A 12,356-nucleotide genomic window follows, 5' to 3' on the forward strand; every position below is an offset into this window, starting at 1 on the left:
TCTGGCACCGTGGCCGTTTATCCGCGTGATATAACCGTCCGTCACTTGCCAGGGTCCCCACATTTAACAGGGCATCAGCCGAACTGATGCTGCCACCAGCCATTCGATGAAGCGCGGTTTTTACACCATCATGTCGGCGCAGTTTTTCAGCTCGCTGGCCGACAACGCACTTTTCGTGGCCGCCGTGGAGCTTCTGCGTACAGAAGGTGCCCCCGAGTGGCAGCGCGCCGCCCTGGTGCCCATGTTTGCGCTCTTCTATGTGGTGCTGGCGCCTTTTGTCGGCGCCTTTGCCGACGCCCTGCCCAAAGGCAAGGTCATGTTTGTCAGCAACGCCATCAAGGTGGTGGGCTGCCTCATGATGCTGTTTGGCTCGCACCCGCTGATGGCTTATGCGGTGGTGGGGCTGGGTGCGGCGGCTTACTCGCCCGCCAAATACGGCATCCTCACCGAGTTGCTACCGGCCTCGCAACTGGTCAAGGCCAATGGCTGGATCGAGGGGCTCACCATTGCGTCCATCATCCTCGGCGTGCTGTTTGGCGGCCAGCTGGTGGGGCAGCACCTGTCGCACATGCTGCTGGGCATCGACATCCCCATGATCGACACCGGCGTGGACACGCCCGCCGAATCCGCCATCGCCGCTCTGATTGCGGTGTATGCGCTGGCGGCCTGGTTCAACACCCGCATCCCGCACACCGGGGTGGAGATGCGCCCCCTGCGCGCCGACCCTTCGCGCAGCGTGCTGGCCAACGCACTCAATCTGCTGCCCGACTTCTGGGCTTGCAACGGCCGCCTGTGGCGCGACAAGCTCGGCCAGATCTCGCTGGCCACCACCACCCTGTTCTGGGGAGCAGGCGGCAACCTCAAGTTCATCGTGCTGGCCTGGGCGGCTGTGGCGCTGGGCTACAACACCACGCAGGCCTCGGCCCTCACCGGTGTGGTGGCCATCGGCACGGCCGTGGGCGCGGTGGTGGCGTCCATGCGCATGCGCCTGGACATGGCCACCAAGGTGATCCCGCTGGGCATTGGCATGGGGCTGTTGCTGATCCTCATGGTGTTCATCAGCAACATCTGGCTGGCGATCCCCTTCCTCATCCTGCTGGGCGGCCTGGGCGGCTACCTGGTCGTGCCCATGAACGCGCTGCTGCAGCACCGGGGCCACAACCTGATGGGCGCGGGCCGGTCGATTGCTGTGCAGAACTTCAACGAACAGGCCTGCATCCTGGGCCTGGGCGCGTTCTACAGCCTGTCGCTCAAGCTGGGGCTGTCGGTGTTTGGCGCGATCATCACCTTTGGCCTCGTGGTGGCCGGAATCATGTGGATCATCCGCCGCTGGCACCAGCGCAACTGCATCAACTACCGCGACGAAGTGAACCACTTGCTGGACATTGCGCGGCACGATACGCACCACTGAATCCCCCTGAGTCGCCTTCGGCGCCTTCCCCCTGAGGGGGACGCACCCGCTGGCCTGGCAGAGCCAGTTCCACGGGTGCACTGGCCTTGGGGCGTGCCTGTTTTGAGCGCTGTGTGACTTGGCGCAAATCGCTACATAATTTATAGCTTCCAGCGCTTATCCATAAAGCGCTAGAGCCTATTTTTACTCTCAATGCAATCTCCCCTGCCCTTTGCCGCCCTGCTGTTCAACGCTTTCGTGTGGGGCCTGGCGTGGTGGCCGTTTCAGCGCATGCACCAGGCGGGGCTGCATCCGCTGTGGGCCACGGCGTCGATGTACGCCGTGGTGCTGGTGGCGCTGCTGGCCTGGCGGCCGGGGATCATTCAGCAGGTGCGCGCGCACCCGCAGCTGTGGCTGCTGGCGCTGGCATCGGGGCTGAACAACGTGGCTTTCAACTGGGCCGTGACCATTGGCGACGTGGTGCGCGTGATCCTGCTGTTCTACCTGATGCCCGCCTGGGCCGTGCTGCTGGCCTGGCGCATTCTGGGCGAGCGCCCCACGCCCTCGGCGCTGCTGCGCCTGGCGCTGGCCTTTGCAGGCGTGGTGCTGGTGCTGCTGCCCGAGGGCGCGCCCGCCACGCGCCTGCTGCAGAACCTGTCGCTGGCCGACGGCCTAGCGCTGCTGGGCGGCTTCATGTTCGCGCTCACCAACGTCACGCTGCGCCGCCTGCACACCGTGCCGGGGCCTGCGCGCATGGTCACCATGTTCGGCGGCTGCATGCTCATGGCGCTGGTGGTGGCCTGCATCGGACTGCAAGTGGGTGTGGTGGAGCCTTTCCCTGCCCCCAACAGCACCTGGGTCGTCACCGGCCTGCTGCTGGCGGGGGTGCTCATGCTGGGCAACTGGGCGCTGCAGTTCGGCGCCGCGCGCCTGGCGGCGGGCACCACGGCGCTGGTGATGCTGTCGGAGGTGATGTTTGCCAGCGTGTCGTCGGCCCTGCTGGGCGCCTCCACCCTGAGCACGCGGACCGTGCTGGGTGGGGCGCTGATCCTGCTGGCATCCTTGCTCGCGGCGCTGCAGTTTCGCCGCCCCGGCGCCACGGCCCACTGAGCAGGCCACGCGCCGCACGCGGATTGGCAGCAGGGGCTACCATGGCCCGTCAATCCCAACCCCGGAGGTTCCGCATGCCCACCAGCATCTACGACTTTGAAGCCCAGCAGATGAACGGCAAGACCGTGCCCTTGTCGCAATACAAGGACAAGGTGCTGCTCATCGTGAACACCGCCAGCGCCTGCGGCTTCACGCCCCAGTTCGGCGGGCTCGAAGAGTTGCACAAACAGTACGCCGACCAGGGCCTGGTGGTGCTGGGCTTCCCCTGCAACCAGTTCGGCAGCCAGGACCCCGGCAGCAACGACGAGATCGCCAGCTTCTGCCAGCTCAACTACGGCGTGAGCTTTCCGATGATGGCCAAGATCGACGTGAATGGCGCCAATGCCTCACCCCTGTACCAGTGGCTGGCCGCCGAAGCCCCGGGGCTGCTGGGCAGCAAGGCGATCAAGTGGAATTTCACCAAGTTCCTGGTCGGCAAGGACGGCCGGGTGATCCGCCGCTACGCGCCGCAGGATGCGCCGAAGAAGCTGGCGGGGGATATCGAGGCAGCGCTGGCGGGTTGATCCCAACGCAGCCATCGATGCATGGTGTTCATCGCACCAGCGGTCGTGGTAGCGCTTCCTATCCCAGACTTGCTGGGGCCCGTTTGACCAACGGCTTTTCGCCCTGGCCCGGCAACCCGAACAGCGGCCGCAGCCACCGCACCCGCCGTACCACCGCCGTCAGCCCCCAGCAAAGCCCCACCGTCCCGGCCACCAGGGCCAGCGGCTCCACCACCGGCCCCAGCTGCGCAGGCGCCAGCCACACCACCAGCACGATGATGGCCGTCTGGTGCAGCAGGTACCAGGGGTAGACCGACTCACTGGCCCAGCGCAGCCAGGGCCAGGGCCGATTGAGGCGGTGATGGGCCCAACCCAGGATAGTGAGCAGGGCCGCCCACAGGTACACGTCTGCCAGCACGCGCAGCGGCCAGCGCGCGGACCGCACGCCGTGCTGCTGCGCCAGGCCGAGCAGACCCAGGTACAGAACCAGCAACACGAGCGCCAGGGCGAGGGTGCGCCAGCGCAGCCGCACGAGTTCCGCCCACAGACCGGTATCCAGCCCGATCCAGTAGCCGTAGACAAACACCGTGAAGTACACGGCGTGCAGCCACCCGTCATGGACCAGGTCGTGCGTGGGCGGGAAATGCGGCCACAGCAGCACCGAATACAGCGCCAGCGGCAGCACGGGCACCACCATCAGTGCAGCGCCCCGCAGCCCGGTGAAGGCTCGGCGCAGGCGCTGCCCGGCGGCGGATTCCGCCAGGGGCAGCAGCAGCGCCAGCACCACGGTGTAGGCCCACAGGTAGGCCAGGTACCACAGGTGGTTCCAGGTGACGCCCGCGTGCCAGCCGTCAAATGCGCCCGGCGGCCAGGTGCTGCCGCTGTAGTAGCGCAGCAGAAAGGCGCCGAAGCCCGGCGCGATGAGCCCGTTGGCCACCCCCTGCGCGTAGGGCTGGTAGGGCACGATGACGGCCATGCCAAAAGCCAGCGGCACCAGCAGCCGCAGGCTGCGCAGCCGCACCAGCCCCGCCACCGAATGCCCCCGCCGGACCAGCCCGAAGGCCAGGCCCGAGACCAGGAACACCAGGTCCATGCGCCAGAGGTTGAGCGCGCGCATGGGCGCCTGCAGCCATTCCGCCGCGTACGGGCTTTTGAGGTGCCAGTGCCAGTCGGCCACGTAATACATGGCCACGTGGTACAGGATGACCAGGGCAAAGGCCAGCGCCCGCAGCGCGTCGATGTCATGGCGGCGGACGGGGGTGGAGGCACAGGAAGGTGTAGACATGGCACAACGCAGACAGGGTGGGCACAGAGCCCGATGCTGCGGCCCCGCCCCTTCTCACGGCACCGCCGGGGGACGGGCCGGGGTGCCACTGGGACCAGCGGCGGGCAGGAGGGACGAAAAGAAACCGCCCCGGGGAAACTCCCGCCCGGCGGCGCACGGCCCTGCCTACACTTGCCACCCATGACCGCCCCCGCGCCCGCCTGGATCGACCGCTACCCCCACGACCGCGCCCTGCGGCGCCGTGCGGAAGTCAGCTTCTGGGCCGTGGTGCTGCTGGTGCAGGCGACCTTCAACACGGTGGTGACCCGGATCGAACTGCGCAGCGCCGGGCGGACCGTGGCCGCGTGGGAGCCGCTGCTGTGGGAGCTGACGAGCGCGCTGGTGGTGGCTGCGCTGATCCCGGCCGTGGTGGCGTTCGAGCGGCGCTTTGTGCTGCGCTGGGGCACGCTGCGGCGCCATCTGCCCTGGCACGTGCTGGCCAGCGTGGCCTACTGCACCGTGCACCTGGCGGGCATGTGGGCGCTGCGCCATGCGGGCTATGCGGCCCTGGGCGAGCGCTACCAGCCGCCAAGCTGGTGGGCGCAGTGGGGGTATGAATACCTGAAAGACGTGCGCAGCTACGCGCTCACGGTGTGTGCGCTGGTCAGCTACCGCTTCTTGCTGCTGCGCCTGCAGGGCGAGGCGCGCGTGCTGGATGCACCCGAACCGCCCGCGCCCCAGGTGCAGGACGTGCCCGAAACGCCCGCCGCGCAAGCCCCGGCATCAACGCCCGAAACCCCGCACGCCCCGCCCGCACAACGCCCCGAACGCTTCCTGGTGCGCAAGCTGCGCCGCGAGTTCCTGATCGCCGCAGGCGACATCGCTTGGCTGCAGGCCCAGGCCAACTACGTGGGCCTGCATGTGAATGGGCACGACTACCTGCTGCGCTCCACGCTCACCGACTTCCTCACCCAGCTGGACCCGTCACGCTTCGTGCGCGTGCACCGCAGCTACGCGGTCAACCTGGACGCCATCGCCGTGATCGAGCCGCTGGACAGCGGCGACGCGCGCCTGGTGATGAAGGACGGCAGCAGCGTGCCCTGCAGCCGGCGCTACCGGGACGGGCTGGCACCCCGCGCGGGCTAAATACCTCGGGAGCTGTTCAAGCCCCATACCCGACTGCGTTCACAAAACACAACCCTTCACGCTGAGCGTGGACGGCTTGCGGCGATCAAACGCGAATCGATGTCAGCTATTCATTGTGCTGCGCGCCACCCTCCACGCATAAAACTGGCGCGGCCAAGGCCAGTGCCCCCGCGCAAGGGCCGCCCCGCCGCGCTGGGGGCGTCCCCCTCCCGACTCGCGCAGCGAGGAGAGAGAGGGGGAAGGCGCGAAGCGACTCAGGGGGTGCTTCACTTCACGCATTGAGCCCCGGCGTCTGCGCAGCCCCCCATTCGGGCGGGCAGGCGGCCATCTCCGCTTCCACCTTGCGCAACATGTCGGCCAGGGTCTTGCCGGGCTCCTGGCGGAACTGTTCGTCGAGCACCACCAGATCCACGATGCGGTCGATGCGAAAACCCCGGAAGTCATTGCGCAGCTCGCACCAGGCCGACAGCGTCCAGACCTTGCCCCAGTAGAAGCAACCCAGTGGGCGCAGGCGGCGCAGGCTGGGGCGGCCGTGTACGTCGGCGTAGTTGATCTGCACCACGTGGCGACTGTGCACCGCCTCGCGCAGGGCCTGCAGGGTGGCCTGCACGCGGGGGTCCAGCCCCACCGATGGCGCATACAGCGCCTGCGCCTCGGCCGCCACGCGGGCAGCGGGGGGCAGCACCGACAGGATCTTGCCCAGCGCCCCCTCGACCTCGCGCGCCAGCCCGGCGTCGAGCCAGGCCTGGGCCAGGCGCGCGGCGGCCACCAGGGCGTTGGCCTCGCCCTGGCTGAACATCAGCGGCGGTAGTTCGAAACCCGCGCCCAGGCGGTAGCCCACACCGGCTTCGCCCTCAATGGGCACGCCCTGGTGCTGGAGGTCCGCCACGTCGCGGTAGATGGTGCGCTGCGAGACTTCGAGCCGCTCGGCAAGGAAGGCGGCCGTGGACAAGCGCCGACCCCGGATGAGCTGGACGATCTGAAACAGGCGGTCGGCGCGGCGCATGGTGGTTTATTTTTTCAGAGTTCTAAGGCCCTAGCGCTTATCCATCAAGCGCCACAAGCTATCAATTTTGAAGCAGCACTCCGATATGGATGGCCACCTGGTCCGGGCCCTCATAGGCCTCGAAGTCGGTTCCAAAGCGGCGTTGCACCTGTGGGTTCTCGGCAAAGTAATGCCAGATGCGCACCCAGGTGTCGATCACCATTTGGGGCATATCGCCCTGGCCGGTAAAGACCAGGTAGTCGCCAGCCTGAATGTCAACGCGGCTGGCGCCGGGTACGGCCTGGGCCCCATCGGGGTCGGCCACGGCCACACCGGCGGTCACATCAAAGGCGCCGTGCTCGTTCGACTCGTAGCCGCTGTACACGCCGAAGATGCGTCCATCGTCGCCCCGGCTGGGCAGTTTGCGCTCCCAGCTCTGGCTGAAGAAACGGTTCCACAGGCCTCCGAGGCGCGCGATGGCGGGGTTCATCTCTTCGCTGTTGCGGGTGCGCACGGCGATGCCGGCCACGCTGAATGCTGGAATCTGGATGATTGCGGGGGTGTTTGTCATGGCGGGTCCTCTCTGGTCTTCAATGGATGGAATTGACGCGCGGGCCGCTGGGCGCCGTGCAGGAGAGGCATGGTGCGTGCACGCTACTGACAACCTGATGTCAGTAGCGTGCACGCACGCTGGTGACTCCGGGTGGGCTCAGCCCATGGGCGGCGTGAGGGTGCCCACCGCCCGCCACGCGATCGGTCAGCGCGGCTGCTCGACGATAGCCGCCGTGATGCGGCGCACCACAGGCAGCACCAGCAACAGCGTGGGGAAGGCCACTACCCAGGACAGCGCCCAGGCACTCAGCCACAGGCGCGGGAGGTCCAGCGAGAAGCCCGCCACGCGCACGGTGCTGATCAGGGACACGATGAAGGTCATGAGCAGCGACAGCAGCAGTGGCATGACCCAGGCCGCCGAGCGTGCGGGCAATCTGCGCAGCCCGAGGAAGGTCTGGCGGGACGACGGCGGGAGCGAGGAAGGTTGGTTCATTGAAATTCCAGAAAGCAGACCGGTCAAGCAAGGTGCCGCCCCCACCCTGCAGCAGATGCAGGCCAGGGACCACAACCCCGGCAGGGCCGGTGTTGGTTGGCACGTTGATGGACGCAAGAACGTGTTTGCGATCTTTTCGGGGCCGCGTTGGGGCGCAATCGGGATGAGTGGCTGCTTCGGATGCGCAGCTTGGGCCCATGCCCATGCAAGCAGCCGGGGCATCCAATCGCCCGATTTCGCCCCAACCCTTCGGGCAAGTGCCTTGCCGGGCGGTCTGCGGCGTTGCGGCGCTTGTGGATAGCCGGGCTATCCACTGCGCACCGCGCCTGGCAACCCATCCCGGCAAGGCACTTGCGCGGCCCCGAAAAGACCGCAAACACGTTCTAGACGCTTACGGCAACCCATGAACCGGGTCGCGGGGAGATTCTAGGCCCCGTCGGCCCGGGCCGCGCTGGCCTTAGCTGCTTTGGCCCTCAGGCGCCGCAGCCACGGTGGCCTGGGCCCGCGCGGCGGCTAGGCGGCGCGCGCGTTCGACCTGCTGGGCCGCAGTGCGAGGCACCATGCCGTACATGTCGGCAAAGGCCTCCAGCGTCTGGCCACTGGCTTCAAAGGCGCGCAGCAGGGCTTCGTCCTTGGCATTGCGGGCTGCCCATTCGGCAAAGGCTTCTTCGAGGATGGCGTTGGCGGCCTCGTCGCGGCTTTGCACCAGCTCGGTATACGCCTCGCGCGTGAGGCCCGAGGCCTCGAACGCGGCGATCATGCGGTTGCGCAGCTTGGGCAGCAGGTCATCGGTGGCGCGGGCCTTCTTGCGGCGGTAGACCTCCAGCAGCGCGTGGTGCACATGCTCGGGCGCCATGTCTTCCACAGGCTGGCCTTGCAGGTCGTGGCGCTTGTCGCCCGCCGCCACGCTTTGCAGATACCGTGTGGAGCGGGTGTGGATGCCCAGAGCCACCTTGAGCGCCTCGCGCTCAAATAGCTCGGGGTGCGCAGCCAGCAGGTCCTGGAAGATGCCGCGCTTGAGCGGGCGGAACACGGCGCCAAACAGATGGGGATAGAGCCCCGCCAGTTGTTCCAGCGCGGGGTGAACACGCTGAGGCGCACGCGGGCCCGGGGCGCCAGCTGGCACGGTGGCGCCCTCGGCACCCTCCGCGCTCCGGGGCGCCTGGCGCCCGTCAGCATTGCGGCGGTTGCGGCCACCACGGCGCGAGCCCCCTGTGCGCTGGGGGGGAGCCCCAGCCTCCGCGGGCGCGGCTGCCACAGGCGCTGCCAAGGGTTCGACAGGGGCTGTGTGGGGTTGTTCTTGTGCGGACACGGAGTCGGTCATGGCGGTGCAGTTCCGGGGCAAAAATGGGGGCGACAAAACCCTCGATCATGCCAGCGTTGGGTCGGCGGGCGCAAAACAGCCTCTGACAGAGGCCTGAATTACCCTGTGCCTGTGCAGCAGGGCATGGGAGGGTCAGCCTGCGCGCAGCGCCTCGTCCAGCACCTCTACCCAGTGCCGCACGGGTGTGCCCGTGCCACTTTGCAGGTGCGTGATGCAGCCGATGTTGGCCGACAGGATCATGTCCGGAGGCTGGTCGCCAAAGGCTTCGCCGAGCACGCCGAGCTTGCGGTCGCGCAGCTGGTACGACAGCTCGGGGTTGAGCACGGAATAGGTGCCCGCCGAGCCGCAGCACAGGTGGGCATCGTTGCGCGCCGCGCGCAGCTTGAAGCCCAGCTGGTTCAGGTGCATCTCCACCCCGCCCCGCAGCTTCTGGCCGTGCTGCAGCGTGCAGGGCGGGTGGTAGGCGAACAGCGTGTCGGGCTTTTGCACGCGACCGGCGAGCTTATGCGCCAGCTCGGGCAACAGGTCAGGCAGCAGCTCCGACAGGTCGCGCGTGAGGGCGCTGATGCGCTCGGCCTTGGCCGCGTACATCGTGTCGTCTTTGAGGATGTGGCCGTATTCCTTGACCGTCACGCCACAGCCGGATGCGTTCATGACGATGGACTCCACCCCCTGCTCCACCAGCGGCCACCAGGCGTCGATGTTGGCGCGCATCTCGGCCTTGCCGCCTTCCTGGTCGTTGAGGTGGAACTTGACGGCGCCGCAGCAGCCGGCCTTGGGTGCGATCACGGTCTGGATGCCCACGGCGTCCAGCACGCGGGCGGTGGCGGTGTTGATGTTGGGCATCATGGCCGGTTGCACGCAGCCCGCCAGCATGAGCACCTTGCGGGCATGCTCGCGTGTGGGCCAGGCGCCGGCATTTTGGGGCGCGGGCACCTTGGCCTTGAGGGATGCGGGCAGCAGGCCGCGCACCAGTTGCCCGGCCTTCATGGCAGGGGCAAACAGGGGCGAGGGCAACCCCTCCTTCAGCGCCCATCGCAGGGCTTTTTCGCCCACGGGGCGAGGCACTTTTTCATCAACGATCTTGCGGCCGATGTCCACCAGGTGGCCGTATTGCACGCCGCTCGGGCAGGTACTTTCGCAGTTGCGGCAGGTCAGGCACCGGTCCAGGTGCATCTGGGTCTTGCGCGTGGGGGTCTCGCCTTCGAGCACCTGCTTGATGAGGTAGATACGACCGCGCGGACCATCCAGCTCGTCGCCCAGCAGCTGGTAGGTGGGGCAGGTGGCGGTGCAAAAGCCGCAGTGCACGCATTTGCGCAGGATGGATTCGGCCTCCAAGCCATCGGCGCGGGCGCGGTATTCAGGGGAGAGCTGGGTTTGCATGGTGCATGCCTGGGCGAAGAGACAAAAAAGATCAGGGCCGATTCAGCGCGGCGCGGTCGGTGGGTCCAAGGGCGCTTCCAGCGCCAGCGGCTTGCGCAAGGGGTTGCGCAGCCTTGCGCGGTCGGCCCACAGCGGGGGCAGCGACAGGGCCAGCAGCACCAGCGCCAGCGGCACCACAAACACAAAGCCCACATGCTTGAAGCCCGCCGCGCCTGCAATACCGCCCACCAAAAACATGGCGACGAGCCCGGCAAACAGCCGCAGCCGGGCCTGGTTGGCGCGCACTTGTGATTCGGGCGCGGTACCGGTGCGGTTCCAGTAGAGCATCTTGCCCATCTCGATGCCCAGGTCGGTCACCACGCCCGTCATGTGGGTGGTGCGGATCTGCGACGACGACATCTTGGTCACCGTGGCGTTCTGCAGGCCCATGATGAAGGAGAGCAGCAACACCGCCAGCGGCACGGCAAACGGTGTGGGCCAGGTGAGCGTGATGGCCCCCACCAGGCCGAACAGCAGCATGAGCACGGACTCCAGCACCAGCGGCAGCGCAAAGGTGCTGCGCAGCTTGCGCTGGCGCGCCCAGTTGATCATGATGGCCGTGGTGCCTGCGCCCGACATGAAGGCCCACAGCGCACCGATGGCACCCAGCACGATCTTCATCTGGCCCAGTACCAGGTTGTCGGCCAGCGAGGACAAAAAGCCGGTCATGTGCGAGGTGTACAGGTGCACCACCAGAAAGCCCCCTGCATTGACGGCCCCCGCATTGAACGCCAGCAGCAGGCCCAGCACCCGGTTGCTGGCGACCGTGCGGCGGTTTCCGGTGAGGTGGCGAAGGCGTCGCATGGCCAAGGTGACGGTGAAAACGGTGGTGGTGATGGAACTGACCCCGCCTACCAGGCCCGCGCCATGCGGCCGGGGTTGAAGATGCCAGCCGGGTCAAAGCTGTGTTTGAGCCGGGCGTGGATGTGTTCCAGCGCCTTGGACTGAAGGTCAAATGTGCCACTGGCGCTTGTCCCACCTGCGCTAGCAGCTACAAAAATAGAAGCATTTCCACCCACAGCCCGAGCGGCTTCGCGCAGGGCGTCGCCTGTGGATTCGGGCGCTTGCACCCAGCGCAGCGCGCCATGCCACTCGACCAGCGGCTGCGCGCCGCCCGGCAAGCTCAGCACCGGGGCTGTGGCGGGCACGGACAGGCGCCACAGGGCGTGGCCGGGCTGTGCAGCACGTGCGGTGAACCAGGGCAGGGTCTGCTCGCGGCAGGCCGTCCAGTCGGCAGCCACCGTGGCGTTGTCCATGCGCGTGCCACCCACCGTTTTGCAGGCGGCCTCGACCGCCGCCACGGCGCCGCGCAGGCGCACATAGAGCGTGCCCACGCCACCGTCTTGCACCCAGCAGCTGGCGTTCAGGGGCAGCGGCTGGCCGCCCCAGGCGTGCAGCTTGCGCAATGCGTCGGCCTGGTTGATGTCGTCAAACCGCAGCGTGGCCTCGCCGGGCGCCACGGGCAGCACCTTGAGGCTGACCTCGGTCAGCAAACCCAGCGTGCCCCAGGCACCGGCCATGAGGCGGGACACGTCATACCCCGCCACGTTTTTCATGACCTGGCCGCCAAAAGTCAGCAGCTCGGCTTTGCCGTTGAGCAGGGTCACGCCCAGAAGATAGTCGCGCACAGCCCCTACGCTGGCGCGGGCGGGGCCTGAGAGGCCTGCCGCGACCATGCCGCCCACGGTGGCGGCATCCGAGGAGGCCTTGGCGAAATGCGGGGGCTCAAAAGGCAGGCATTGGCCTTGTTCGGCCAGCGCGGCCTCCAACTCGGCCAACGGGGTGCCCGCCCGCACGGTGACAACCAGCTCGCTCGGCTCGTAGCTCACGATGCCGCGCAGCACCCGCGTGTCGAGCACTTCACCATGCAGTGCCAGGCCATGAAAATCCTTGGTGCCCCCGCCACGGATGCGCAAGGGGGTCTGGTCGGCGGCGGCGGTGCGCACACGTTCGGTGATCTGGGCAAGGGCGAGGTCCATGCCTTGCATCGTAGCGGCAGCCATGTCCGGTGCTACACCCGCAGTGCGTGAATTTTTTGAACAGGGCGCGTGCAAAGGACTCGGGCCTGCGGGCAAGTTGTCTGGGGGAACCTGCCTTGGCAACCCTGCCAAAGCCAACAGCGAGCCCC

General features: G+C 67.5%; 12 protein-coding genes. 4 read left to right on the forward strand and 8 right to left on the reverse strand.

The features are described from left to right. Positions 1 to 106 precede the first annotated feature (106 nt). From lplT to ACSQ22_RS22105, 3 genes are all read left to right on the forward strand, one after another. Complete coding sequence (lplT, locus tag ACSQ22_RS22095; RefSeq protein ID WP_055399829.1) at positions 107 to 1,411, forward strand: lysophospholipid transporter LplT; 1,305 nt, start codon at positions 107 to 109, stop codon at positions 1,409 to 1,411. Between the two features lie 192 nt (positions 1,412 to 1,603). Continuing rightward, positions 1,604 to 2,500: a DMT family transporter gene (locus ACSQ22_RS22100; RefSeq protein WP_436131545.1), complete on the forward strand. Its 897-nt coding sequence runs from the start codon at positions 1,604 to 1,606 to the stop codon at positions 2,498 to 2,500. Between the two features lie 74 nt (positions 2,501 to 2,574). Then, positions 2,575 to 3,063 carry a glutathione peroxidase gene (locus ACSQ22_RS22105; RefSeq protein ID WP_436131546.1) on the forward strand — a complete coding sequence of 163 codons (489 nt, stop codon included), beginning with the start codon at positions 2,575 to 2,577 and terminating at the stop codon, positions 3,061 to 3,063. Positions 3,064 to 3,121: 58 nt separating this feature from the next. Here ACSQ22_RS22105 and ACSQ22_RS22110 read toward each other — a convergent pair whose 3' ends face one another. Next, entirely contained in the window at positions 3,122 to 4,327 is a 1,206-nt protein-coding gene (locus ACSQ22_RS22110; protein ID WP_436131547.1) for an acyltransferase family protein, read from the reverse strand. A gap of 180 nt (positions 4,328 to 4,507) precedes the next feature. On the opposite strand from ACSQ22_RS22110, the gene ACSQ22_RS22115 reads away from it, so the two are divergent. Next, positions 4,508 to 5,452 carry a LytTR family DNA-binding domain-containing protein gene (locus ACSQ22_RS22115; protein ID WP_218301262.1) on the forward strand — a complete coding sequence of 315 codons (945 nt, stop codon included), beginning with the start codon at positions 4,508 to 4,510 and terminating at the stop codon, positions 5,450 to 5,452. A 271-nt stretch (positions 5,453 to 5,723) separates the two neighbouring features. Here the strand turns inward: ACSQ22_RS22115 and ACSQ22_RS22120 are convergent, their stop codons facing one another. From ACSQ22_RS22120 to glcE, 7 genes are all read right to left on the reverse strand, one after another. Then, positions 5,724 to 6,458: a helix-turn-helix transcriptional regulator gene (locus ACSQ22_RS22120; RefSeq protein WP_055399814.1), complete on the reverse strand. Its 735-nt coding sequence runs from the start codon at positions 6,456 to 6,458 to the stop codon at positions 5,724 to 5,726. A 61-nt stretch (positions 6,459 to 6,519) separates the two neighbouring features. Next, on the reverse strand, positions 6,520 to 7,008 hold the full coding sequence (locus ACSQ22_RS22125; protein WP_218301263.1) for a GyrI-like domain-containing protein: 489 nt from the start codon (positions 7,006 to 7,008) through the stop codon (positions 6,520 to 6,522). Positions 7,009 to 7,194: 186 nt separating this feature from the next. After that, positions 7,195 to 7,482 carry a DUF2798 domain-containing protein gene (locus ACSQ22_RS22130; protein WP_121421932.1) on the reverse strand — a complete coding sequence of 96 codons (288 nt, stop codon included), beginning with the start codon at positions 7,480 to 7,482 and terminating at the stop codon, positions 7,195 to 7,197. Positions 7,483 to 7,939: 457 nt separating this feature from the next. Next, the gene (locus ACSQ22_RS22135; RefSeq protein ID WP_436131548.1) at positions 7,940 to 8,806 is read right to left on the reverse strand and encodes a ProQ/FINO family protein; all 867 of its coding nucleotides are present in this window, start codon (positions 8,804 to 8,806) and stop codon (positions 7,940 to 7,942) included. A 132-nt stretch (positions 8,807 to 8,938) separates the two neighbouring features. Continuing rightward, positions 8,939 to 10,189, reverse strand: coding sequence for a glycolate oxidase subunit GlcF (gene glcF / locus ACSQ22_RS22140; protein ID WP_436131549.1), 1,251 nt, complete (start codon positions 10,187 to 10,189; stop codon positions 8,939 to 8,941). Between the two features lie 42 nt (positions 10,190 to 10,231). Then, on the reverse strand, positions 10,232 to 11,032 hold the full coding sequence (locus ACSQ22_RS22145) for a YoaK family protein (protein ID WP_436131550.1): 801 nt from the start codon (positions 11,030 to 11,032) through the stop codon (positions 10,232 to 10,234). A gap of 47 nt (positions 11,033 to 11,079) precedes the next feature. Next, a complete protein-coding gene (gene glcE, locus ACSQ22_RS22150; protein WP_436131570.1) occupies positions 11,080 to 12,216 on the reverse strand; it encodes a glycolate oxidase subunit GlcE in 1,137 nt (378 codons plus the stop codon). Positions 12,217 to 12,356 lie beyond the last annotated feature (140 nt).

Source organism: Acidovorax sp. LjRoot38, assembly GCF_964252975.1.
GTDB classification, from domain to species: domain Bacteria; phylum Pseudomonadota; class Gammaproteobacteria; order Burkholderiales; family Burkholderiaceae_C; genus Acidovorax; species Acidovorax facilis.